Annotated in this window: 20 protein-coding genes and 1 other annotated feature; of the genes, 14 read left to right on the top strand and 6 right to left on the bottom strand. The window is 57.4% G+C overall.

The window, feature by feature from the left end; all coding sequences use genetic code 11:
- Nucleotides 1-217 precede the first annotated feature (217 nt).
- A complete protein-coding gene (gene ccpA, locus BMW84_RS08015; RefSeq protein ID WP_091066406.1) occupies nucleotides 218-1,228 on the top strand; it encodes a catabolite control protein A in 1,011 nt (336 codons plus the stop codon).
- A 64-nt stretch (nucleotides 1,229-1,292) separates the two neighbouring features.
- Nucleotides 1,293-1,997, top strand: a complete 705-nt coding sequence (locus tag BMW84_RS08010; RefSeq protein ID WP_091066403.1) for a 5'-methylthioadenosine/adenosylhomocysteine nucleosidase — start codon at nucleotides 1,293-1,295, stop codon at nucleotides 1,995-1,997.
- A gap of 2 nt (nucleotides 1,998-1,999) precedes the next feature.
- Here the strand turns inward: BMW84_RS08010 and BMW84_RS08005 are convergent, their stop codons facing one another.
- A complete protein-coding gene (locus BMW84_RS08005) occupies nucleotides 2,000-2,632 on the bottom strand; it encodes a GNAT family N-acetyltransferase (protein ID WP_091066402.1) in 633 nt (210 codons plus the stop codon).
- A gap of 279 nt (nucleotides 2,633-2,911) precedes the next feature.
- Between BMW84_RS08005 and acsA the strand changes: the two genes are divergently transcribed.
- Entirely contained in the window at nucleotides 2,912-4,636 is a 1,725-nt protein-coding gene (acsA, locus tag BMW84_RS08000; RefSeq protein ID WP_091066399.1) for an acetate--CoA ligase, read from the top strand.
- Nucleotides 4,637-4,729: 93 nt separating this feature from the next.
- On the opposite strand, the gene BMW84_RS07995 is transcribed toward acsA, so the two are convergent.
- Complete coding sequence (locus BMW84_RS07995) at nucleotides 4,730-7,681, bottom strand: transglycosylase domain-containing protein (RefSeq protein WP_139209598.1); 2,952 nt, start codon at nucleotides 7,679-7,681, stop codon at nucleotides 4,730-4,732.
- A 135-nt stretch (nucleotides 7,682-7,816) separates the two neighbouring features.
- Nucleotides 7,817-8,060, top strand: a binding site (T-box leader).
- A 96-nt stretch (nucleotides 8,061-8,156) separates the two neighbouring features.
- On the opposite strand from BMW84_RS07995, the gene tyrS reads away from it, so the two are divergent.
- On the top strand, nucleotides 8,157-9,410 hold the full coding sequence (tyrS, locus tag BMW84_RS07990; protein ID WP_091066398.1) for a tyrosine--tRNA ligase: 1,254 nt from the start codon (nucleotides 8,157-8,159) through the stop codon (nucleotides 9,408-9,410).
- Between the two features lie 175 nt (nucleotides 9,411-9,585).
- On the opposite strand, the gene rpsD is transcribed toward tyrS, so the two are convergent.
- Nucleotides 9,586-10,185 (bottom strand): 30S ribosomal protein S4, encoded by a 600-nt coding sequence (gene rpsD, locus BMW84_RS07985; protein WP_091066395.1) that lies wholly within the window; start codon nucleotides 10,183-10,185, stop codon nucleotides 9,586-9,588.
- A gap of 389 nt (nucleotides 10,186-10,574) precedes the next feature.
- On the opposite strand from rpsD, the gene BMW84_RS07980 reads away from it, so the two are divergent.
- The 5 genes from BMW84_RS07980 (at nucleotide 10,575) to BMW84_RS07960 (ending at nucleotide 15,571) form a co-directional block, all read left to right on the top strand.
- Nucleotides 10,575-12,593 carry a sensor domain-containing diguanylate cyclase gene (locus tag BMW84_RS07980; protein ID WP_091066392.1) on the top strand — a complete coding sequence of 673 codons (2,019 nt, stop codon included), beginning with the start codon at nucleotides 10,575-10,577 and terminating at the stop codon, nucleotides 12,591-12,593.
- A gap of 125 nt (nucleotides 12,594-12,718) precedes the next feature.
- Complete coding sequence (locus BMW84_RS07975) at nucleotides 12,719-13,561, top strand: hypothetical protein (RefSeq protein ID WP_139209597.1); 843 nt, start codon at nucleotides 12,719-12,721, stop codon at nucleotides 13,559-13,561.
- A 76-nt stretch (nucleotides 13,562-13,637) separates the two neighbouring features.
- The gene (locus BMW84_RS07970) at nucleotides 13,638-14,753 is read left to right on the top strand and encodes an aminopeptidase (RefSeq protein ID WP_091066389.1); all 1,116 of its coding nucleotides are present in this window, start codon (nucleotides 13,638-13,640) and stop codon (nucleotides 14,751-14,753) included.
- Between the two features lie 105 nt (nucleotides 14,754-14,858).
- Nucleotides 14,859-15,107, top strand: coding sequence for an HPr family phosphocarrier protein (locus BMW84_RS07965; RefSeq protein ID WP_091066387.1), 249 nt, complete (start codon nucleotides 14,859-14,861; stop codon nucleotides 15,105-15,107).
- A gap of 161 nt (nucleotides 15,108-15,268) precedes the next feature.
- Entirely contained in the window at nucleotides 15,269-15,571 is a 303-nt protein-coding gene (locus BMW84_RS07960) for an Fpa/YlaN family protein (RefSeq protein WP_091066384.1), read from the top strand.
- 98 nt (nucleotides 15,572-15,669) lie between these two features.
- Here the strand turns inward: BMW84_RS07960 and cax are convergent, their stop codons facing one another.
- Entirely contained in the window at nucleotides 15,670-16,740 is a 1,071-nt protein-coding gene (gene cax, locus BMW84_RS07955; protein WP_091066382.1) for a calcium/proton exchanger, read from the bottom strand.
- A 155-nt stretch (nucleotides 16,741-16,895) separates the two neighbouring features.
- Here cax and BMW84_RS07950 point away from each other — a divergent pair, with 155 nt between their 5' ends.
- Nucleotides 16,896-17,261 carry an Asp23/Gls24 family envelope stress response protein gene (locus BMW84_RS07950; RefSeq protein WP_091066379.1) on the top strand — a complete coding sequence of 122 codons (366 nt, stop codon included), beginning with the start codon at nucleotides 16,896-16,898 and terminating at the stop codon, nucleotides 17,259-17,261.
- Between the two features lie 124 nt (nucleotides 17,262-17,385).
- On the opposite strand, the gene ftsW is transcribed toward BMW84_RS07950, so the two are convergent.
- Both ftsW and BMW84_RS07940 read right to left on the bottom strand, forming a co-directional pair.
- Nucleotides 17,386-18,633 (bottom strand): putative lipid II flippase FtsW, encoded by a 1,248-nt coding sequence (gene ftsW / locus BMW84_RS07945; RefSeq protein WP_091066377.1) that lies wholly within the window; start codon nucleotides 18,631-18,633, stop codon nucleotides 17,386-17,388.
- Complete coding sequence (locus BMW84_RS07940) at nucleotides 18,630-18,977, bottom strand: YugN family protein (protein ID WP_091066375.1); 348 nt, start codon at nucleotides 18,975-18,977, stop codon at nucleotides 18,630-18,632. The genes ftsW and BMW84_RS07940 overlap by 4 nt, the downstream gene beginning before the upstream one ends.
- Before the next feature lie 218 nt (nucleotides 18,978-19,195).
- Between BMW84_RS07940 and BMW84_RS07935 the strand changes: the two genes are divergently transcribed.
- From BMW84_RS07935 to BMW84_RS07920, 4 genes are all read left to right on the top strand, one after another.
- Nucleotides 19,196-20,341, top strand: a complete 1,146-nt coding sequence (locus tag BMW84_RS07935; protein WP_254772895.1) for a M20 family metallopeptidase — start codon at nucleotides 19,196-19,198, stop codon at nucleotides 20,339-20,341.
- 61 nt (nucleotides 20,342-20,402) lie between these two features.
- On the top strand, nucleotides 20,403-20,831 hold the full coding sequence (locus BMW84_RS07930; RefSeq protein WP_091066371.1) for a CBS domain-containing protein: 429 nt from the start codon (nucleotides 20,403-20,405) through the stop codon (nucleotides 20,829-20,831).
- Between the two features lie 102 nt (nucleotides 20,832-20,933).
- The gene (locus tag BMW84_RS07925) at nucleotides 20,934-22,625 is read left to right on the top strand and encodes a DNA repair helicase XPB (RefSeq protein WP_091066369.1); all 1,692 of its coding nucleotides are present in this window, start codon (nucleotides 20,934-20,936) and stop codon (nucleotides 22,623-22,625) included.
- The gene (locus tag BMW84_RS07920) at nucleotides 22,622-24,730 is read left to right on the top strand and encodes a helicase-associated domain-containing protein (RefSeq protein WP_091066367.1); all 2,109 of its coding nucleotides are present in this window, start codon (nucleotides 22,622-22,624) and stop codon (nucleotides 24,728-24,730) included. Before BMW84_RS07925 ends, BMW84_RS07920 begins: the two co-directional genes overlap by 4 nt.
- Nucleotides 24,731-24,770 lie beyond the last annotated feature (40 nt).

Below are 24,770 nucleotides of genomic sequence, written 5' to 3'. Positions count from 1 at the left end.
CACTTTTTGTTACCATAAGAAAAGAAAGAGTTTTCAGTTTTTTTCATGGGGAAGAAGCACTAGTATACGTGTCCAATGGATGGTAATGCAGCATTTTCTGGTTTTGAAAGAAAATTTGAAAGGAAAATGAAGCGTTATCATTGCACAAAAGTACAAAGTGTCGTATCATAATTTTAATTAGTCGAACGATAAAATTTATCGCAATGGAGAGAGTAATTTGACGGTAACCATTTACGATGTAGCTCGAGAAGCAGGCGTATCTATGGCAACGGTGTCACGGGTTGTGAACAACAATCCCAACGTGAAACCGCAGACCCGCAAGAAGGTATTTGAAGCGATTGAACGTTTGGGATATCGTCCCAATGCCGTGGCGAGAGGTCTCGCCAGCAAGAAAACGACAACCGTCGGGGTCGTCATCCCGGATATCTCAAACTCGATTTTTGCGGAAATTGCCCGTGGGATTGAAGATATCGCCAACATGTATCATTACAACATCATCCTGTGCAACGCCGACAAACGCAAGGAAAAGGAAATTCGCGTCATTAACACTTTGCTTGAGAAGCAAGTGGACGGGTTGCTCTTCATGGGCGGCACGGTAACGGAAGAACATATCCAGGCCTTCCAGACGTCTGCGGTTCCGATCGTGCTTTGCGCGACGCGCGACGAGAAAGGCACTTATCCTTCGGTGGACATCGATCACGAAGCAGCGGCTTTCGACGCCGTCAACACGCTGATCCGTCACGGTCACCGCGAAATCGCCATGATCAGCGGCACGCTGCAGGATCCGGCGAACGGTTATGCCCGCTTCCAAGGCTACAAGCGCGCGCTTGAAACTGCAGGAATCGAATATCAGGAAGATTTGGTCCGCATCGGTAACTATCGTTACGAATCCGGTGTAGAAGCAATGAAATATTTCCTCGGCCTGAAGAAACGTCCAACGGCAGTATTTGCCGCTACGGACGAAATGGCAATCGGTGCCATTCACAGCATTCAGGACGAAGGACTGAAAGTACCGGACGATTTCTCCATTATCAGCGTAGACAACATCCGTATGGCTTCAATGGTTCGTCCGCTGCTTACGACAGTGGCCCAGCCGATGTATGATCTTGGGGCGGTTGCGATGCGTCTTCTGACCAAGCTGATGAAGAAAGAAGCTGTGGAGAATCCGCGGGTTATCCTGCCGCATGAGACAATTCTGCGGTTGTCCGTGAATCATTTGAACAAATAAAACGCGAGATACCATTATCCGCAAGAAGCTCCTTCGGGAGCTTTTTGCATGTCCGGGAGGAAATATGAAAGAAGTTATCGGATTAATCGGCGCGATGGATGAGGAGATTCGTCTGCTGCTGGAGAGTATGGAAGAGCGTACGCTTACTGAAAAAGCCGGCATCCGTTATTATACGGGAACGGTATTCGGCCAGCCGGCCGTGCTCTGCAAATGCGGGGTGGGCAAAGTCAATGCGGCGGTGACGACTCAAGTCCTGATCGATCATTTCGGGGTGAGCGCCGTACTGTTTACCGGTGTCGCCGGTGCGGTGCATCCGAAGCTGGAGATCGGGGATATCGTCATCTCCTCGCACTGCATCCAGCATGATATGGACGCGACGGCTCTCGGATACGCAAAAGGAGAAATTCCATATCAAGTGGTGTCAAAATTCCCGGCAGATGGACGGCTGATCGCCTTGGCCGAGCAGGCATGCCGCGAGCTGGACCGGAATTACATTACCGGAATCGTGTTATCCGGCGACCAATTCGTCGCCAGCAAAGAAACGGTGGCAAAGCTTCGCATAGAGTTGGACGGCGCTTGCGCCGAAATGGAGGGGGCCGCTTTGGCTCAGGTCTGCAATATGAATGCCGTGCCTTATATCGTCATACGTTCCATGTCGGATAAAGCCGACGGGTCGGCCCATGTCAATTTCCGCGAGTTTACCGAGGCGGCTTCGGCGCGTTCCCATGCGATTCTGGAGCATATGCTAAGAGCCATGCCGGCGCTGTAGGTTCAATACATAAAACGCTGCCGGAAACGTACGCGGTCGAAGGTCTCCTGAGAGGAGAGCGGCACTTCCCGGCCGATCCTCACCATTAAGCAATTCGCCGGATGGGAGCAAATCTCCGGATCGTCGGTCGCGTACCATACCATATCCACCGTCTTCATTAATTTCTCCATCATTAGCCGGTATCCCCACACATCCAGCCCGCTGCCCTTCAAATCCCAGTGCCAGTAATATTCCGTCGTAAATACAATGCAATTCTCCAATTGCTGCTTGTCAAAAGCGTGCAGCAGCAGCAGCCGGCCGATTCCGCTGCCCCGGTAGGCATCCGCCACCTCGATGGCCCCCAGCTCGATCAAATCCTTCATTCCGCCCTGCGACCACAGCTCCAGCTCATCGGGATAATGGAAAGTCACATAACCCACAAGCATATCGTCTTGAATGGCGGCAATCACCCGTCCTTCCGGCAGCGCGGAGATGCCGATGAGCGCCTGAAGCTGCTCCTGCGGCTTGCGGAACGCATCGAGCTGCGGGTGCATCCGCATGCTGCGCAGCGTCTCTGGCGGAAGCGGTCCGCATACCTCTATCGGCAGGCCGTCATGCAGAACGGTGCGGGTGAGGTTGACTTTGCGATGCTCCATGAAAGAGCTCCTTCCCGATTGTTTATTAATATCAGACAAGTATAAACTTCAAAGCTGTGACATCCTGATATTTCAAGAAAAACTACCGCTAAAGCGGGAATGGGCGACATCTCTGAAGGGGCTTCCATAGGAGATTTTCTTATTATGGAATGTAATCGCTTCCTATGTTATACTGTCTTAGACACAAAATATTCACATTTTATCCGTTAACGGCATTGTTTATCGTAGCAGCTTCTCGTTCTTCAAGCTTAAAACAAAGTGGTAGGGGAGGCAAGAACAATGGGGCAAGTCCACAGCGAAATCCTGCCTGGACGCGTAAACGGCACCAATATGGGTGAATACGGGCGGGCAGTACAGAATTTCCGGTGGAAGGATGTTGAGAGCGCTTTCTCTTGGCATCACACCGGCAAAGTGAATATGGCGCATGAAGCGGTGGACCGCCACGTCGCGGAGGGGCGGGGAGGACATACGGCGCTTATTTACAGCGATACCCTGCGGGAAGAACGGATCACCTTTGCCGAACTCCGGGAGCGCTCCAACCGCTTCGGCAACGTGCTGCGGGACCTCGGCATCGCCAAGGGCGACCGGGTGTTTATCTTTATGCCCCGGCAGCCGGAGCTGTACGTCAGCCTGCTGGGCATCCTCAAAATCGGCGCGGTCGCAGGACCGCTCTTCGAGGCTTTTATGGAAACTGCGGTCAAGGACCGGCTGTCCGACAGCGGCGCCGTAGCCCTCATTACGACTCCGGAGCTGTTGCCCCGGGTCCGGCGCGAGGAGCTGCCTGAGCTTCGCCACATCATCGTGGTGGGCGGCGCAGGCAGTCCGGAGCAAGGTTTTATCGGCTATGAAGAGGCGACGGCCGCCGCTTCTGCCGAGCTGGAGCCGGAATGGCTCGGCCTCGACGATGGACTTATCATGCACTATACTTCGGGCTCCACCGGCAAGCCGAAAGGCGTTTATCATGTGCAGCGCGCGATGATCCAGCATTATTACTCAGGACGGGTCGTTCTGGATCTGCGGCCGGATGATGTGTATTGGTGCACCGCAGATCCCGGATGGGTTACGGGCACCTCTTACGGCATCTTTGCGCCTTGGCTGAACGGTGTGACGAACGTCGTCCGCGGCGGGCGCTTCAGCCCCCGGGATTGGTACGAGACCATCGAAAAAAATAAAGTCACGGTATGGTACAGCGCGCCGACCGCTTTCCGCATGCTGATGGGCGCCGGCCCGGGCGCCCTGGATGGGGTTGACCTTGGCAGCCTGCGGCATGTACTCTCGGTCGGGGAGCCGTTGAATCCTGAGGTGGTACGCTTCGGCGACAAGGTATACCGCCAGCGCATCCACGACACCTGGTGGATGACAGAGACCGGCGCACAGCTGATCTGCAATTATCCGGGGATGGACATCAAACCCGGTTCCATGGGCCGCCCGCTGCCCGGCATTGAAGCGGCGATACTGGATGACCGTGGAAACCGCCTGCCCCCTTACACGATGGGCAATCTCGCCATTCGGGCGCCGTGGCCATCGATGATGGGCGCCATCTGGAACAACGCTGCGAAATACGAGGAGTACTTCCGTATTCCGGGCTGGTACATGTCCGGAGATTCAGCGTATATGGACGAAGACGGATACTTCTGGTTCCAGGGGCGGATCGACGATGTCATCAACACCTCCGGGGAACGGATCGGGCCGTTCGAAGTGGAGAGCAAGCTGGTGGAGCATCCGGCGGTTGCCGAAGCCGGCGTGATCGGCAAACCCGATGTCGTCCGCGGCGAGATCATCAAAGCTTTTATATCGCTTCGTGACGGATATTTGCCTTCGTCGGAGCTTAAGGAGGAGATCGCCGCTTTCGTCAAAGCGGGACTATCCTCTCACGCAGCTCCGAGGGAAATCGAATTTAAAGAGAAGCTGCCCAAAACCCGCTCCGGCAAAATCATGCGCCGTGTGCTCAAAGCCTGGGAGCTGAACCTGCCGGCCGGCGATTTGTCCACGATCGAGGATTGATCCCCGTGTTAGGACTGACCGTTGACATGCGAAAAACCCCGTTCCCTGACACTCCCAGGGAACGGGGTTTTTGTTGTGCTTGGACGCCGCTTGTTAATGCGGCGTGTTGCCGGTGCCGGCATTGCTGCCGCCGGCATTAGCGCCGCCGGCGTTCCCGGCGTTGCCGCCACCGCCTGCGTTTGTGTTTACGCTGCCCGTAGGCACATCCTCGCCGCCCGGCTGCACGATGATCATTCCGGGATCATTCGGGTCTCCCGGAACGCCGTTGTCCGGCGTTGGTTCCAGTCCCGGCGTTTCTTCCGGCGTCGGGGTGGTTTCCGGCGTCGGCGTAGCGCCCGCCACGTGGCCTGAAGCTGTCTCGTGGCCACCTACATCGACAGCGGTGACATAGAACGCGGCATTCAGATTGGCCGGCGTTCCGGCTTTAAATACCGTACCCTCGCCGGTTGAAAGAACGGCGACCTTCTGGAAGGACGTCCCGTCCAGCGAACGGTAGAGCCGGTAGCCCACGACATCCGGTGATCCGCTCGGCGTAAAGGTAACAACGGCTTTGCCGGTATCGTAAGATACCTTAACATTTCCTGGTCCAGCCGGCGGCGTACCGTCATCGACCCGCGGATCGACTTCGGTCGGGAAGTCGGTTTTGGCGTCTTCCGGCATGTAGTACGCCAGCGGTTCATGATCCGTGTCTTTCATTTGCGCAAAGGCCGCGGTCAGCTCCGTCATCAGCTCCTGAATCGGCTTCTCGCGTTTGACGACGATTTTTTCCTTCAGGAAATCATCCGGTGTTCCTTCGAGCGGAAGGTAATTGACGCCGTTATACGTAATGTATTTGGCTTTGGCAATGCCGTCGTCGCTTTCGGTCGGTACGTATTTTGCATTGAAAAGATCGGTAGTGAACTTGTCGGTCATTTCGGTCGGCAGCTTGCCGCTGTAAGCCGAAACCGTCTTTTTCACGATGCCCTCCGGCTGGGCGAATTCCTTCGTAGTAAACAGCTCCGGTTTTTTATCGATCACGGCGTTCATCACTTTGGTCCACAACGTCTGTGCCTGGCGTTTTTGAGCGTCGCCCTTGAGCGTATTGATCTGCTCCTTGTAGCCGACCCACATGCCAAGCGTCACATCCGGTGAATACCCCATAAACCAGACGTCGCCGTAATTCTGCGTAGATCCGGTTTTGCCGACGATCGGCACATCCTTGAAGTGCTTGTAGTTCCGTCTGACCGTACTGGCCGTGCCATCGGTAATGACGGTCCGCAGCATGTCGGTCATCAGATAAGCGGTTTGCTGGGAAAAGACCTGCTCCGGGTTCACCTTATGCTGATAGATGATTTTCCCTTGGGCGTCGACGATTTTCTCGATCATGTAGGCATCGTTAAAGGCGCCTTGGTTACCGATGGCCGAGTAAGCGTTGGCCAGTTCTTCGACCGTTACCCCGCGCCGCAGCCCCCCGATAACCCCTGTCGTTGCCTGATAGTCGTCATCCTGAATCGTAGTGATGCCCAGCTTCTTGGCAAATGCCCAGGCATTGTCGATGCCGACCTTGTAGTTAAACAGCTTCAGCGCCGGCAGGTTGAGCGACCAGTTCAGCGCATAGCGGGCAGTTACCAGGCCCTGATAGCGGTTATTGGCGTTTTTCGGAATATGGAAGCCTTTGGAATAATCCTTCAGCAGGATCGGCGCATCATCAAGAATGCCGGCCGGCTGGATCAACCCCGCTTCCAGCGCCGGCAGATAAGCCGCAATCGGCTTCATCGTCGAGCCCGGCTGGCGGATCATCTGCGTCGCATAGTTCATCTGTTCGATATTGAAGTCGCGGCCTTCGATCATTCCGAGAATCGCCCCGGTTTTGTTGTTGATCATCATGCCTGCGGTTTGTTCCACGCCCCGCGTCTCATCGTCCTTCGTAAAGTTGGACTTGTCTTCCGAGATGCTGTGCATGGCGCTGTATACCTTCTTGTCGATCGTGGTATACACGCGGTAGCCGCCGGTCATCAGCTGCTGGCGCGCTTCCTCCAGAAGCACGGCATGGTCAGCCGAATCATCCTGTACGACCGCTCCGCCGTTGCCTTCATTCAGCGAGAGCAGAATTTCCGCGGCTTTGCGCTCCGTCTCCAGCATCAGATAAGGGAAGGTGGCGTAGGCCTTCTTGGTATACGGTGCGAGCGAGCCCTTGATGTCAAAGGCCAGCGCTTCGTTGTACTGCGCTTCCGTAATCTTGTTCTCTTCCAGCATCCGGCGGAGCACAAGGTGCTGGCGGTCGATGGCCCGTTTAAAAGCAGCTTCATTGAACTCGCCGACGCCGTTGAACGCGGAATAGGAGGATGGAAGCTGCGGCAGACCGGCCAGGTAGGCGGCCTGAGCGATGCTCAGCTTGTCGAGATCATCGATTCCAAAAATCCCTTTGGCCGCGGCCTTGATGCCGAACACCTGATACCCGTTGGACCCGTTGCCGAAAGGTACTTTGTTCAGATAAGCGGTGATGATCTCCTGCTTGGACAAAAAACGCTCCAGCCGCAGGGAGAGCAAAATTTCTTTGATTTTACGGTCTTCCGTACGGTCCAGGTTCAGAAACACCCGTCTGGCCAGCTGCTGGGTCAGCGTACTGCCCCCGGTCTGAACGGATTCGTTAAGCAGTTTCTGCTTGACCGCACGCATCGTGCTGCTGAAATCGACTCCTTTATGATTGTAAAAATTATTGTCCTCAATTGCGAGTACGGCATCGATCACAAGCTGCGGGATGTCGTTAAATTCAATGAGCCGGCGGTCCTCTTCGGTACGAAGCTGGCCGATCGGCTGACCGTCGCTGAAGTAAGCGAATCCGGTTATGGCGTTCTGGCTGACCTGCTGCTGAATCAGTTCTTCGGACCGGACCGGCTCATCTCTGACTATGGAAGTCACGTAGCCGGCCACGGCGCCTCCGGCAAAGAGCAGCCCCAGCACGCCGAGTATAAACAGCCATTTGATGACCGAGCCGGTACGCCTCAGCCATGATCTGCGGGGCCGGCGCGGTTTGTCGGTCTTCTTCTTGTTATCCTCAACCATCGACGATAATCCTCCTTTTGACGGAACTATTATAGCACAAATTGGTGATTTTGAATGCGTATTCGCTTGCATGGTTGTCCACGGGATTTGACAGGGAAAAACTTCCTGTGCTATAACTTAGTTCAACCGAATATCACAAAGGCTTTGAAGGACATCAGTAGAAGGGATTCCATGTGTTGCAGAGAGCCGGTGGATGGTGCGAACCGGCAGCAGGCCCCTTTGAATTACAGTCTGGAGCTGTACGGAGGAACACCCGGCGCACAGGGCCGCGGTTCAGTAGTCCGTGACCGGGCCCGGCCCGTTATGACAATGAAGTGAAGGATGCCTTAAGCGGGGTCCTTAATTAGGGTGGTACCGCGAGTCTCTTCTCGTCCCTTTGGACGAGAAGAGACTTTTTTTTGCGTTCACGGACCTGTGCTCCGGGATCAAACTGGCTAAAATAATGTGAACAATCAGAATATAGGGGGATTAAAGCATGAAGTGGGAAGAACTAACAGTCTCCCAGCAGCGGGAAGTCGAACGCCAGATGGCGGTAATCGGGCGCGGCGCGTTCGAGATCATTCCGGCTGAAGACATGAGGGTCAAAGTGATGAAATCCGTCGTGACCGGCGTACCGCTGAACATCAAGCTCGGGCTGGATCCATCCGCGCCGGACATCCATGTGGGACATACGGTTGTCCTTCACAAGCTGCGCCAGTTCCAGGAGTTCGGCCATCAGGTGCAGCTCGTCATCGGCGACTTCACTGGACGGATCGGCGATCCGACGGGCAAATCCGAGACCCGCAAGCAGCTAAGCGAGGAAGATGTGCAGCGCAATGCCGAAACCTACAAGAAACAGATTTACAAAGTTCTTGATCCGGTGAAGACCAAGGTATTTTACAACGCCGACTGGTTAAGCCCGATGACCTTTGCGGAAGTGGTTAACCTGGCCGCCAAAGTTACCGTCGCCAGGATGATGGAACGCGACGACTTCTCCAAACGCTTCAGCAGCGGGCAGGCGATCAGCATCCATGAGTTCTTTTACCCGCTGATGCAGGGCATGGACTCGGTCGCGCTAAAAACCGACGTCGAGCTGGGCGGCACCGACCAAACCTTCAACGTACTGATGGGCCGCACCCTGCAGAAGGAGTACGGCGCCGAACCGCAGGCGGTCATGCTGATGCCGTTGCTGGAAGGGCTGGACGGCGTCAACAAAATGAGCAAAAGTCTCGGCAATTACATCGGCATTGATGAAGCGCCGAATGATATTTACGGCAAAGCGATGTCGGTTCCGGACGAGCTGATGATCAAATACTACGAGATGGTGACGGATATCAGCAACGAGGCGTTGGCGGAATTGAAAGAGGGGCTGGCGACCGGCGCCGTTCATCCGCGCGATGCCAAGATGCGCCTGGCCTACACCTTCGTGCGGATGTACCATGGGGATGAGGCTGCGGAAGCGGCGCAGCAGCATTTCGTGACCGTCTTTCAGCAGCGGGGGCTGCCGGATGACATCGAGACGGTGGCTATCCCGGCTGCGGAGCTGAACGGCGGCACCATCAAGCTGGTGCGGCTCCTGACGCTGCTGGGCTTTGCCGCCACCAACGGCGAAGCGAAACGAAGCATCCAGCAGGGCGCCGTCAAGCTGAACGAAGTGAAGCTTGAAGACCCGAACGGCGAATTCATGCCGCAGGAAGGTGATATCGTCCAGGTCGGCAAACGCAAATTTGCCAAGCTGGCTTTGTCTTGAACCGGGCATACCCAGGGACGCGCTTTTGGATAAAAGCATGATAAAAGGCATACGAGCCGGCTTTACATCGGCCCGCATGCCTTTATTCTTTTTCCTTTCTGATTTGAGGGGAAAAGGGACGCAAAAAAACGTCCGGAATCTCCGGACGTTTTTTGCATCGCGCTCGCGCGAAATCTTAACGGTTGTAGAATTCGACGATTTGTTTTTCGTCGATGTCTTGGGACAGCTCGGAACGCTCAGGCAAACGGATGAATTTGCCTTCGAAGGAAGCGTCGGAGTATTCCAGGTAAGCTGGAAGATGATTGCGGCCTTCCAAAGCTTCTTTGATGGATTTCATGCTGCGGCTTCTTTCGCGAAGACCGATTACGTCACCAATGCTTACGCGGTAGGAAGCGATATCGACTTTTTTACCGTTAACGGTAACATGTCCATGGGATACCAGCTGACGTGCGCCGGCACGGGAGTTAGCGAAGCCCAGACGGTATACGAGGTTGTCCAGACGGCTTTCCAGCAGGAACATGAAGTTTTCGCCCGCAATACCTTGAAGCTTTTGAGCTTTCGAGAAGAGCGTGCGGAATTGTTTTTCACCCAAGCCGTACATGTGGCGCAGTTTTTGTTTCTCCATAAGCTGCATGCCGTAGTTGCTGAGTTTTCTGCGTTGGTTAGCGCCGTGTTGTCCTGGAGGGAAAGGGCGTTTCAGGTCTTTGCCGTTGCCGCTCAGGGAAATGCCCAGACGACGGCTGAGTTTGAATTTAGGTCCGGTGTAACGTGCCATGTTATAGTAGACTCCTTTTAAATGAAATTCATGGTAGGGCTCTATTTGCGCCGCAACTCGTATCCGTGAAAGCATCTTAGGGTTTCACACTGCCAGGGAAGTTCAGCCGCTGCCCCGGCAGTAACGAGATGCGTGAGGGTGACACAACGTTACGCCCAAGTAAGACTTGTTACAGTCTTGTTCAACAATAAATATTATATGAAACCAAAGATGAAAGTCAAGCGTAACTTCTTACAAGTAGCCGAAACTACACAATTAGTCCTTTAGTCCTAAAAAAACATCCCGGTTTGGCGGAAAAAATAATGCATTACAGCAGGAAAGGGAGTAAAATATAGCTAATTAGTTGTTACGGCGTTTTTTTAATCTGAGGTGCGAAGGGGATCCTTTTTATGCTGAATCAGGAGGCATACGGGCAGCAAGAATGCCGTATGCTGTTTCAGGACACCATCCAGGTAAGACAAGGTTCCTCCGATCCCGCCGCATGGCTCGGTGATACGGATATACTTTCACATGACTTTCCATTTGCCGACGTCTTGATCGCCGAGAGCTTCGCGGAGTGGCACAAGACTGCGGTTCCTCCGTTTGCGGAGGGATGGAGCTTCGGGGCGCTGAATTTCGAGGGCCGGTGGATCGTTCCTTTACATACGAACAGCGAAGATACCGTCGGCGGCGAAGCAATGAACGCAGGGCTTTGGACGGAAGCGGTGCAGACAAGCCTTATGACCGGCGAAATCGGTTCGGTGACGGACGAAACCACGGAACCGGAGCAGGCGCTGCTGGTACTTCCGGCACGCACGCGCGGCATAGGCGAGATCTTTGCACTGCTGGCCTGTGCGATGCCTCTGGAACAGGAGCGGCAAGGCGGCCGCTTTGCGCTGGAAGCGATGGCCATGCATTTTCGCACCTGCTTTTACCGGCGGTTCGAGCATCTTTTAGTCTCGGATCTGGCCGGTGTGCACCAGCATGCCGAGCGGGAGAGCAACCGACGGTCGCTGCTGTTCCAGATCGTATCGCGCATGCACGACAACATCGATGTCAGTGCGGTGCTGAGCGAGGTGCTCGACAGCATTTCCGCGATGTATCCTGAAGCGCGTCTTGAGCTGTTTATGTCCCAGGACCACCGCAGCACCCATCCGCAGATCAAGCCGCTGGCGATGCGCTGGGGCGCGGAGGATGTCTGTACGAAGGCGTTCAAGGACGGGCGCATTGCGGTAAATGCCGGATGCGATGACCAAAGCTATGTGGAGATCGGCCTGCCGCTGGGCGGCAAGCAGGGCATTTACGGCGTCTTTCATATGATAGTGGACAGCCTGGCGTTCCCTGAGATCGATCTGGGCTTCCTGACGATGGTGGCGGAAACAGCCGGTACCGCATTCGAGAATGCGAAGCTGTACGAACGTTCCAACCAGCTGATCCGTGAACTGCGCATGAGCAACGAGCTGACCCAGCGGCTCAACCAAAGCCTGCGGCTCGGGGATATTTTTCAATATGCCTTTGAAGAGCTGCTGGAGATGTTTTCGGCGGATTACTGCTGCATTATGCATATGAATGAGGAAAAAGGCGGGCTTGAAGTCATCGCCTGTAATTATTTCCCGCTGCTAAATGAGATTCTTGAGGCGGGCACCGGACTGGGCGGGACGGTCTACATGACCGGCGAGCCGATCATAGTGGGCGATTATACCGGAACGCCGGCCACTTCCTCCCGGCTGATGGAAGCTACCCGCTGCCAGTCGGTGATTGCCACGCCGCTGAATGTCGGCGGAGAGGTCCGCGGCGCCATTATGCTGGCGCATAAAGACCCGCATTTCTTCTCCTTCGACAGCTTCCGGCTGCTGCAGGCGATGGCGGGGCATATCGGACTGGCCGTGAACAATGCCCGCCTGCATGCCGAGGTACGCTATTTGGCGAACCGGGACAGCCTTACCGGACTGTACGCCCGCCATTATCTCGACGAGGAGATCAAGGAACGGCAGTCCAAAGATTTCTGCGGTTCGCTGATCGTCGTGGATATCGACCAGTTCAAGATGGTGAACGATACGTACGGTCATCAGCGCGGGGACAAGATTCTGAAACAGGTGAGCGAGGTTGTCAAAACCTCGATCCGCCACGGCGATATCGCTGCCAGATGGGGCGGCGAAGAGTTGGCGGTGTATCTGCCGCAGCTTGGCGTGCAGCAAGCCGAACGGGTGGCCGAACGCATCCGCAAGCGGGTGATGGGCGAGACGGAGCCGCGCGTCACGGTCTCCTGCGGCGTCGCGGAATGGGGCTGGACCGATGAACGGGTCAGCGTGGAATCGCTCTTCTACCGGGCGGACATGGCGCTCTACGAGGCAAAGCACAGCGGCCGCAACCTGGTTGTGGTCGACAAAAAAAACACAGACGGCAATTCAAAGAATCCTACCGCTTAAGCCAGCGACGGGATTCTTATTTTTTTGGACGAACTGACCGACAGCGTATAAGCGCCGAACGCCGGGAAAGCCTAAAGGTATTCTTAGGCATTGATTTTACCTTATAGGGAAAGGCGGGCGATGCAATGAAGCGGTCCATTAAAGGGAGGAAGACAGTTACGGGAATAGCAGTGCTCACGCTGCTTAGCGTGTTCGGCAGCGGCTGCGGTACGTTCGCAGACAAGCCTGCCGGCGAAGATCTGGGTCTGGCGCTGGCAGGGATGGACGGATCGGACGGAGTCACCTTCGAAGGTTCGGCGCTGCTGATGCTGGGCAGCCAGGCGGTGCCACATACCTCGCTGTATTACGGCGGGAAAATGGTGGATCACAGCAAGGTCAGCCTGCATTCCCTGCTGCCTGACAAGTCCGGCCTCTCGCAAGCGGCTTCGCAGGCCGGGCAGCAGATGCTGGAGCATGAGGGGGCTTCGGCCCCGTATTACTCGCAGCTGGAGAAGAAGGACGGGCAATGGGCCGTACTGACGAGCGAGCCTGCCGCCGGCATAGTGAACCCGCTGCCATCCCTGAACCCGGTAAAGCAGCTGGAGGAACTGGAGAACCTGGAGAAAACGGTCACTGAAGAGCCGGGCTATTCCCGGACCAGCCGGGTGCTGCGGATCGAGCTGTCGCCCGCCGCAGCAAAGCAGCAGCTGACCGATGAGCTTGAGCGGGAAATGGCCGCGCTGCGCCCGGCTGCCGGCAAAGGTGGCGGAGAGGAAGCGTTAACTGCATTTTGGGAGCAGAAGGAGCAGGAACTGAAGGCAAAGCTGGCCGGAACAAATGTGAAATCCGTGTACAAGCTGACCATCGACGCCAAACGCAATTTGCCGCGCCAGCTCAACTGGACGCGTACCGTACAAGATGAAGACGGGGCAGGTGCGCCAGGCGGGGAGACTTTTGTGAACGAGGTCAAATTTTACGGCTACCGCTAAATTCTCGCTTTTTGGGAATATGGCGTGCTACAATAATGCGGATGCTTTATTTTCACCCAGAGGAAGGAAGAGAGAGATGAAAGACCCAAGAATCCAGAAGCTCGCCGCGAACCTTGTCAATTACTCCGTCAATGTTCAGCCGGGCGAAAACGTGCTGGTCGAAATGATCGGCAGCGAAAGAGATTTGATTAAAGCGGTAGTCGAGGAAGTCGGTAAAGCCGGCGGCCGTGCCTTCATTCAATTGACGGACCGCACCGTGCTCAGCAGCATGCTTAAAACCGCCACGCCGGAAGGCCTGAAAGCATGGGCGGACATCGACTTGAACCGCATGAAGCAGATGGACTGCTATATCGGCATCCGCGCCGGTGAAAATGTCAACGATCTGGCTGACGTGCCGGAAGACAAAATGAAGCTCTACAATTCCCTTTACTCCCATGTCGTACATAGCGAACAGCGCGTCAAACATACGAAATGGGTTGTATTGCGGTACCCGAACGCAAGCATGGCGCAGCTCGCCAATACGTCGACGGAGGCGTTCGAGGACTTCTACTTCGCCGTCTGCAACCTCGACTACGCTAAGATGGACAAAGCGCAGGACGCGCTGGCCGATCTGATGCGCAAGACGGATAAAGTCCGGATTACCGGAAAAGGCACAGACCTCTCCTTCTCGATCAAGGGCATCGGCGCCGAAAAATGCTCGGGCCAAAAAAATATTCCCGACGGCGAAGTGTTCAGCGCGCCCGTGCGCGACTCCGTCAACGGAACGATCAGCTACAATGCGGCAACGCTCTATAACGGCATTACGTTCGAGAACATCAAATTCCGCTTTGAGAACGGCAAAATCGTCGAAGCGACCAGCAATGATACGGATCGCCTGAACGATATTCTGAATTCCGACGAGGGCGCCCGTTATATCGGCGAATTCGCGATCGGATTCAACCCGTACATTCTGCATCCGATGAAGGACATTTTGTTCGACGAAAAAATCGCCGGCAGCCTGCACTTCACCCCGGGGCAAGCTTATGAAGAGACGGACAACGGCAACCGCTCGTCGATCCATTGGGATCTCGTGCTGATCCAGCGTCCGGAATACGGCGGCGGCGAAATTTACTTCGACGACGTGCTGATCCGCAAAGACGGGATTTTCGTATTGCCGGAGCTTGAAGGTCTAAACCCCGAAAATCTGAAATAAGTTTTTAAGCATAGAAACATCTTGCGCAGGAAAGCGGATTCAAGGTATCATGGAATTGGTTGTATATACCTATAATGGTTATAATCAAGTTGCGGAGGGATTCCTATGTCCAGTAACAACAATGCGGCAATCGTGGAAATTGCACAAACAGCCAGCCAATTTAACTCTTCTATCGTTCTCCAAGCAGACAACAAGTACATCGACGTGAAAAGCATCCTCGGTTTGTTTACGACCCTGGTATCCAGCCAAAGCTATGAGCTTCATGTTCACGGTTCCGATGCGGAAGAAGCCAAGAAAGCGATGAGCGAAGTATTCACCAAGCATGGTTTGAACTTTACTGTAATTCCAGACTAGTCGATCCATTCGCGAAAGACGCTCTGCCAGCCCGGCGGGGCGTCTTTTCGTGTACATAGAAGGCCTCAAACAAACTGGATTCTTGTATTAGGGGCGAATTTCGACTAATATTAGATCAATGGCATTCGCGCAGTAACTTTTGGACATGGGGGGGATCATGCATGACTTCATCGGATTTGCAGGAACAGCTTAATCTTAAAGCGATCAATCTTCTTCAAGAAGATGCCGATAAAATTCAGAAGCTAATCGAAGTACAGATGGAAAATCTGGCGACCCGTTACTGCCCTCTCTATGAGGAAGTGCTGGATACCCAGATGTACGGCTTCTCCAAGGAGATCGATTTTGCAGTCCGAGCCGGGCTTCTGCCGGAGCCTACGGGCAAGCAGATGCTAAGCGAACTGGAGCGCAATCTGGCTGTACTTTATGAGGCTCTGAACAAAAAGGCCAAAGAACGTGAAGTGTAACCGGTTTTGCCGCTGAAAAACAAAACGCACATGACGACCGTGAGGCCGGAACATGTGCGTTTTTTGGTATGCAGAAAAACGTAGGCACGCGGGTTAAACTAGACGAGATAGAAGGAGACGCCGAGGATCAGATAGACAACCAGCAGCAGCAGGCCTTCGTACCAGTTGGTCGCCCCGTCCTGAATGATCGATTTGGCGATAAACACGGATACGGCGATAGCGACCATCTCAATCGTGGTAAATACGATATCCATGGTGGAACCCGTAAAATAGCTGACGAATATCAGCACCGGCGCGACGAACAGCGCGATCTGCAGGCTGCTGCCGACCGCGATTTCCACGGCGGCGCCGATTTTGTTCTTCATCGCCAGCATAACGGCGGCGCTATGCTCGGCGGCGTTACCGATAATCGCTACGAGGAAGGCGCCGACAAACAGCTCGCTGAAGCCGAAGTCTTCCGTGAAGGTCTCAAGCGTTCCGACCAGCCATTCGCTGACGAAAGCGACCATGACGGTGGCCAATACCAGATACAGGACCGAGCGGCCCTTTGACCAGGCCGGCGCATGCTCGTTCGGCAGCTCTTCCTCTTTGTCGTCGGTGACGTCGGCCAAATATTTTTTGTGCGTAATCATGGAGAAGAACAGCCAGGCGATATAGGCGACAATCAGCAGGCCGGCGACGCAAAGGCTGAGCACATCCGTATCCTGCTCCGTAATCGAATGCGTGTTGAAGAACATCGCAGGCACGAACAGGGCGATTACGGCCACGATCATCAGTGAGCCGTTCATTCCGGCCAGCGTGACGTTCAGCCGCTGCACCTTGAACTTTACGCCACCTGCAAAGATGCTGAGGCCCAGGACGAGCAGCAGGTTGCCGATAATGGAGCCGGTAAGCGAGGCCTTGACCATATCGAACAATCCTTCCTTGACGAGGAAAATCGCAATGATCAGCTCGGCCGCGTTGCCGAAGGTCGCATTCAGGAAGCCGCCCAGCCGCTGTCCCGCGTAATGGGCCACGCTTTCGGTCGCCCTGCCGAGAAAGCCGGCGACGAAGATGACGGAAATGGCGGAGAGCACGAACTGAAGCGTGGGATTGAAGCCCGCGTAATGTCCGATGGCGCTAAGGAGAAAAGTAATGATCAGCAGCGCCGGAGATATCCATTTTTTCAAGTGAGGCACACTCCAGTCTCAGATATGTAGTTCAAATCATATTTCAATATACCCAAATTTCTTCCAAGTGTAAACGCTCCTTGTGCGGAAGTCATTTGCTTTTTGGACCGCTTTCGAATTACAATAATTGATAATGATTGTAGGGGGGATATGGCATGGCGGAACAACTTCAATTGGAATTAGGGAACATTCGAATCTCGGATGATGTCGTCTCGAAGATTGCCGGATTGGCGGCGCTTGAGACCCCGGGAATCGCAGCCATGTCCGGCGGCCTGTCGGAAGGCTGGGCGAAACGGCTGAGCGGCAAAAACGTGCAGAAGGGCGTTACCGTCGAAGTCGGCCAACTGGAAGCGGCTGTCGATTTGCGCATCATTGTGCTGTATGAAACGCCGATCCACGAAGTTTGCCGGATGCTGCAGCAGAACGTGCGGGAAGCGGTCGAAAGCATGACCGGCCTGCGCATCGTTGAAGTCAACGTCAAGGTCGAAGGCGTGGCCTTCAAGAACGACGAAATTTCATAAGGCTGCGGAGCCGAATGTAAGCGCAACGTTTGGCGGAGCGCTTCAGCAAAAAAAGGGCAGTCCGGGGAAATTCCCGGACTGCCCTTTTTGCAGGTGCAGGAGAAGGAGAGGCTGGCGGCCGCCGTCAGCCTTGTGCCTGATAGCGGCGGACGGTAGTGACCGATTTGGTCACTTCTTCCTTGACCGGACGGTTGCTCTCCCGGGAAATGCTGAGCATGATGCCCATGGACAGCATGGTTACCAGCAGAGAGGATCCCCCGTAGCTGATAAACGGCAGCGTAACCCCGGTCAGCGGAATCGTTTTGGTGACGCCGCCGATGTTGACGAAGGCCTGGATCGCAATCAGACCCATGCAGCCGATGCCTACAAGCGTCCCGAACGGATCGGGACAGCGTAGCGCGATCAGAATGCCCCGCCAGATAAAATACAAATACAGCATCAGAAAAATGGCGGTACCGACAAAACCGAGCTCTTCGCCGATGACGGCAAAGATAAAGTCGGTGTACGGGTAAGGCAGATAGCTCAGCTTCTGCACGCTTTGCCCGAAGCCCGCCCCGTGCGTTCCGCCTTCGCCGATGGCGATCAGCGATTGAATGATATTATAGCCCTGATCGGACGTATCCTCGAACGGATTCAGGAACGCTTCGATCCGGCCCATCCGGTAATCGGATTCGTCGCTGGCTTTGGCATCGGAATGGGACAGAGAGTCGAGCGCCGTCTTGGGTCCAAGCACGATGGCGATACCGAGCAGCACCAGGGCAAGGGAGCCGAGAATATGCTTCATGCTGGCGCCGCCGGCATAGATGACGAGGCCGCTGGTGGCGATCAGGATCAGGCAGGACCCGAGGTCCGGCTGCAGCAGGATCAGTCCGCCGACGATGCCGACAATGACGGTGACAGGGATAAAGCCGGTTCGCAGGTCGCGGAGCCGTTCTCCTTTTTTGGTAATGAGCGCAGACAGATAAAGTATGATCGATATTTTGGCAAGCTCCGTCGGCTGTATGCCGAGTTTACCGATGCTCATCCAGCTTTTGGCGCCGTTGATGCTTTCGGTGGTCACGACAAAGAGCAGCAGGAACAGCGTAATAAAAAAGATCGGCACGTACCATTTTTTGAATTTGCTGTAATGGATGTTCATAACGACGAACATCACGAAACAGCCTAGCCCGACCCAGATGGCCTGCCGTTTGGCGAAATACAGCGGGTCATGGCTGAATTTTTTGCTGGCGAGCGTCAGGCCCGAGCTGGCGCTGAACACCATGACGAGGCCGAAGCCGACGAGCAGAAGCGTGAGAATCAGCAGCTGGAAATCGGGCGTGCCCCGTCCGGGCACGCCGGTTTTGGACTTTGTTGTTTCTTTAACCTTGTTCAAGCTTCCAGCAGCTCCTTAAGTTGCAATATCCGCTTGTCCGCGAGTTCTAGCACGGCGGCGGGAACCGGCGATTCATACTCCAGCCCGTGGGGGAACGTCGCTCTGCCCAAGTAAACGGCTTCAATGGCAAGTACGGCATCCGGCTTCTCCAGCTTGCCGGAAACGGCGCGCGTATTGATCCGGAGGAAGTATTCCCCGCCGCTGCCTTGGTCGTCGATCTTGGAGTCGTATGTAGCCCGGTAATATTCCCATTGCCAGCGGATGAATCCGGCTTTGGACGCACTTTCGTCCAGATAAAGAAGGTCGCTTTCAAGTCCGATCAGGCCCGTGTTCTCAAGTATCATCGCGCACAAATCCCCCTTATTCATTATGATGGTTCTGAAGTGAGGTTCTCCGTGGTTCCTTCTCATGATAGTATGTTTGACAGGGTTGCGCAAGGGTAGGGAAGGCCTAGAGAAGGCCACATTTCGGCTTATTTCTGCTACAATAAGAGAAATCAGCGTTTTGGAAGAAAGGACTGGAAGGTATGGAGAGGTTAACGGCCGAGGAGCTCTTTCCGGAGATGGTCAAATGGCGCCGCCATTTGCACCGGCATCCGGAGCTGTCTTATCAGGAAAAGGAGACGTCCGCATTTGTGGCAGGCCTGCTGGAGGGCTTCGGCATTGAGGTCCGGCGCAGCGGAGCCGGTTACGGACTGACCGGGATTATCAAAGGCACCCGGCCGGGGAAAACGGTGGTACTGCGCGCGGATATGGATGCGCTGGCGATTGCCGAAGAGAACACCCATGATTATGTGTCGCAAAACCAAGGGGTCATGCATGCCTGCGGGCATGACGGGCACACGGCAATTCTGCTGGCCGTTGCCGCCTACTATAGCGCCCGACGGGACGAGCTCCGAGGGGAGCTGCGTTTCCTGTTCCAGCCCGCCGAAGAGGTATGCCCGGGAGGTGCCCAAGGTATGATCGGCGAAGGCGTGCTGGAGGGGGCCGATGCGGTGTACGGCCTGCATCTTTGGTCGCCGCTGCCGCTTGGCACGCTCGGCAGCGCCCCGGGTCCGCTGATGGCATCGGCCGATGAGTTCTTCATTGACATTACCGGCAAAGGCGGGCACGGCGGCATGCCGCATCGCGGCGTAGACAGCATCGTTGCGGCGTCGGCGCTTGTGCTGCAGCTTCAGACCATTGTGAGCCGCAATGTCGACCCGCTCCGGCCGGCGGTCGTCAGCATCGGCACGATCCAGGGCGGCACGGCGCAGAATGTCATCGCCGAACGCTGCCGGATAACCGGCACAGTCCGCGCTTTCGACGAGGAGACGCGGTACCTGATCCGCGGCCGGATCGAGGCGCTTTCGGCACAGGTGGCCGCCGCTTACGGCGCAGAGGCGAACGTCGACTATTTAATGGGGTATCCGCCGCTCGTCAACCATGCCGCAGAATTCCGGCGGTTCCTTCGCGTGGCGCCGGACGCGCTGGGCAGCGGGGTCCAGGCGATCGAGATGGAAAAGCTGATGCCGGCGGAGGATTTCGCTTATTATCTTCAGCAGCTTCCCGGCTGTTTTGTCTTTGTCGGTGCGGGCAATCCGGAGAAGGAAGCAACGTACCCGCATCATCACAGCCGCTTTGAGATCGACGAGGACGCGCTGCTGCACGGAGCCAAGCTGTTGATCGGGCTGGCCGATTCGTGCCTGAGTGAAACTTCCCGGGAATAAAATATCGCCTTTCGGGAGAACCTACCGGACAACATGTCATCCTTGAATGGAGGGTTCTTCCTTGCAGACTGTCAAAGGAGTGATGACCGCGAATCCGGCGGCTGTCACTTTGCTGGACAATATTTATGAAATTGCCGTTCTGATGAAAAAGCATGACACTGGATTCATTCCGGTGGTGGAATCGCTGGACAATTTCCGTCTGATCGGCGTCGTTACGGACCGCGACCTCGTGCTGCGCGGGTATGCGGACAAGCACTCCGGTTCGACCGCGGTCGAGACGGTCATGACCAAAAACGTCGTTTCGGTTGCCGAAACCGCCAGTGTCGACGAAGCCGCCGAACTGATGCGGCGGCATCAGATCCGCCGTCTGCCCGTGACCCGGGACGGCAAGCTGCTTGGCATCGTCTCGCTGGGCGATCTCGCCGTTTCACCGCCTTTCGCGGATGAAGCGGGCGAGGCGCTGCGCGGGATTTCGGACCATGTGCACTAAACGCAAAAAGAAAAGCTCATCACCGCCATCGGCGGGGATGAGCTTTTCTTGCTGCCCTGCACGGCATTGAATCGAGCAGAATCTACGAAGGAGGGAACACCCATGAACGAAAGCGGAGCCTGCATTCTCCGGAAGGACGGGACGGTGCTGCTGGAATGCGCCCATCCCGGCTTCGCGGAAGCGCGCACGCTGCTGGCCGGCTGCGCCGAGCTGCTGAAAAGCCTGCCCGCGTACCATACGTACCGCATTACGCCGCTTTCGCTCTGGAACGCCGCCGCGGCGGGACACGGCGGAGAGGCGATACTCGCCGGCCTCCGCCGGATCGCCCGCTTCGGCGTGTCCCCGGAGCTGGAGGCGCAGATCCGCCTCCAGGCCGGGCGGTACGGGCGGCTGCGGCTGCACGGCGCAGCCGCCGATCCTGCAGCGCGGATCACGCTGCAGGCGGACCACGCGGCGCTGCTCGACGAGCTCGAGCAGCAGCCCGCGCTTGCGGCGCTCGGCCTGCGCCGCACCGGGGCGTCGGCTGCGGAAGCGCCGGCGCAACTTCGGGGCCAGCTGAAGCAGGAGCTGGCCCGCCTGGGGTACCCGGTAGTGGACGAAGCCGGCTACCGGGAAGGACAAGCGCTGAGCGTGGTCTGGCGGGGCGGCAGCGCCTCCGGCGGCCCCGGGGCTTTCGCTCTGCGCGACTATCAGGCGGAAGCGCTCCGCCTGTTTCAGGGCATCGGGGGCAGCGGCGTCGTCGTGCTGCCCTGCGGGGCCGGCAAGACGGTCGTCGGGCTTGCCGTGCTGGAGAAGCTTCAATGCGAGACGCTGATCCTGACGTCAAGCAGCACCTCGGTGGCCCAGTGGCGCGCAGAGCTGCTGGCCCGGACCGAGCTGGCGCCGGAGGAGATCGGCGAATACACGGGCACTTCGCGCGAGGTTAAGCCGGTGACGGTGGCGACCTACCAGATGCTGACGCACCGCAGCAGCAAAACCGGGCCCTTTGCGCACATGCGCCTTTTTAACGAGCGCAACTGGGGGCTCATCATCTACGACGAGGTGCATCTGCTGCCCGCCCCGGTCTTCCGGGCAACGGCGGAGATCCAGGCGACACGCCGTCTCGGGCTGACCGCGACGCTGGTCCGGGAGGACGGCCGCGAAGGCGACGTCTTCTCGCTGATCGGCCCGAAATGCTATGAGCTCCCGTGGAAAACGCTGGAGTCGGCGGGCTGGATTGCCGGCGTCGAATGCACCGAGCTGACGGTGCCGATGGATGCGGCGCTGCGCGGCCGGTACCGCACCGCCGGGGCGAAGGAGCAGTTCCGCCTGGCTTCGGTCAATCCGGCGAAGACGGAAGCGGCGGCCCGGCTGGTCGCGGCGCATCCGGGCGCGGCGGTGCTGGTCATCGGGCAATACCTGGACCAGCTGGAGCAGCTGGCAGCCCGGCTCGGCGCGCCGCTCATTACCGGCAAGACGCCGCACAAGACACGGGTGGAACGGTTTACGGACTTCAATGAAGGCCGGCTGCGGGTGCTGGTTGTGTCCAAGGTGGCGAACTTTGCCGTCAATCTGCCGGACGCTTCGGTAGCAATCGAGGTGTCGGGCGCTTTTGGGTCGCGCCAGGAGGAGGCGCAGCGGCTGGGCCGCATCCTGCGGCCGAAGAACGGCGAGAACAAGGCTTATTTCTATACGCTGGTATCGGAGGACAGCCGGGAGCAGGAATTTGCGCTGCACCGCCGTTTGTTTCTGACCGAGCAGGGCTATGACTATAAAATCGAACCGGCGGAGCCGGAGAAGGAGGCCACCTTGTGAGCAAGCTTACCGCGGAAGCGCGGGCGGTGCTGGAGCGGATCTGCGCGGCGTATGCGGCACAGCCGTTCCCGGCGGACAAAGCCGCGGAGCTGCGGCCGCCGGCGCTCTGCCGCGCCGAGCAGCGCCTGGCGCTGGCCGAACTAATGGCCGAGGGGCTGCTGGAGCTGCGGCGGCGCATCTGGGGCGAGGAGCTGTACCAGATTCCCGAAGCGCGGTTCGCCGGAGTGCAGCATGCCTTTGCGTTTGCCTCCGTTAAGCCTGCGGCGCAGCCGGAGGAAGAAATTGTGCCGGAGGAATTAGCAACTGGGCCGGGACTGGCCGGCGAGCTGTTCCGCGCGTTGGTCTATACAGCGCAAGAAGGTCTGCCGCTGACGGCCAAAGGTGTCATCCGGCAGAAGAATCTCGCCGGCCTCGCCGGCGCGCTGACGCTGCGCGGCCTGCCCGGTCCGGAGCTGCTGCCGTTCAGCGCGGAGCCGGAAGCCGCAGCGCTGCTGATGGTGGATCTGCTGCTGGCGCTCGGGCTGCTTGTACGCCAGGAGGACGCTTATGTCCTGGAGCCCGGGGCGCTTTCCGGCTGGCTTGAACTGGACGAGACGCAAATGGCCGGCGTGTTGTACCGGCTAATCCTGGGCCGCTACGGCGCATCCGACCCCGGCGCCCAGCATTTCCGCTATCTGATCGCGGCGGAAGCCTATCCGGTCGGCGACTGGTTTCCTGTAGCCGAACCTTTGCGAAGGCTCCGGGACCGCGGCTTTGCGCCGAATGCGGAGCCGGGGGCGGTTGCCGCAGCGGCGGAGGCGTGGCTGCGCCTGCTCGCCGGCTTCGGCTGGTGCCGGCTGGGGCGCTCGCCGGAAGGCGGGCTCTGCTTCCGCTGGCGCGAACCGAAGCCGGCGGTATCGGAGGCAAATGCGCATGAGGCTGCGGTGCGGCCGCCATCGCTAGGAGCGGCAGAAGCGAACCCGGCTGAGGGCATAAATGAGGTTACCGGTTGCGTACGGGTGGTGGCCGCCGAAAATGTCCGTGCCACAGAAGCTGTATTGACCACGCAAACTGCCCGGACCCACGATAGCGCCGACGCCGGTTTGACCGCCCAAAGCGCTCAAACCGCCCAGATGCAATATAGTGCCGACGCCGAGCAGACCGCCCCAAGCGCCCATACGCCCCAACCCGCCCGGACCATCCCACCCACTCTGCTCGTGCAGCCGGATCTTGAGGTGCTTGTTCCGCCAGGCACGGGGTTCGCCGTGCGCTGGAAGCTGGCGCAGCTGGCGGAGCCGCTGCATACCGAAGAGCTCTGGAGCTTCCGGCTGTCCCGGGCGCGGCTGGAGCAAAGCGCCGGCAAAGGGCTGGACCCGGAAGCGCTGATCCGCTGGCTCGCGGAGCACGCGGAAGGCGGATTGCCGGCGCAGGCCAGTCAGGCGCTGGCCTTGTGGGCCCGCGCCGCCGGCCGGACCGAGCTGGCGGAGACGCTGCTCCTGACCTGCCGCGGGGAGGCGGACGGCGACGACATCGCCGCCCATCCGCGCCTGCAGGGCCATGTGAGCCGCATTGCGCCGTGCTATTTCATCGTCCGGCGCGAGTCGGCCGCGCTCGTCCGCAAGGAGCTGGCGGCCGCCGGGCTTGCCGCAGCGGCTGCAGACCCGGGCCGGGCGGCAGCATCCGCCGGCCCGGACATCCTGTGGCCGGCGGACGCTGAGGCGCAGTTCCCGCCGGAGCCTTCGCGGCCGGGCTACCGAGTGCCCGGAGACACTGCGGAGCGCGGCCTGGCAGCCCGCGCGGTTCCGCAGCTGCAGCTCCCGCCGGCCGTGCCGGAGCCGGCGGAGCTTTTTCCCGGCAAGGAGCGTGTGCCGCAGATGTGGCTGAAGGAAATGCGCGAATACCACGCATCCACAGCGCAGCAGGTGATGGAGCAGGCGGCCGAATGGGGCGTGAAGGTAACGGTGACCCGGGGCGGCCGGACCTTTGATTTTATTCCTGAAATCGTCAGCCGCCATCCTTGGAAGGTCTGCGGCAGCTGTATTGATCCGGAAGGAGGAACGGAACCGGCCGAGCTGCACAGCGGCGAATGGCAGCAAATGCGGCTGCGGATTCCGGACCGGGCTTGAAATTCCTCTTCTGCAAACGCGTTATGTTATGTTATGATTA

It is taken from the genome of Paenibacillus sp. NFR01, from assembly GCF_900111565.1.
GTDB lineage: Bacteria > Bacillota > Bacilli > Paenibacillales > Paenibacillaceae > Paenibacillus_AQ.
This window is presented reverse-complemented; position numbering and strand designations above follow the sequence as displayed.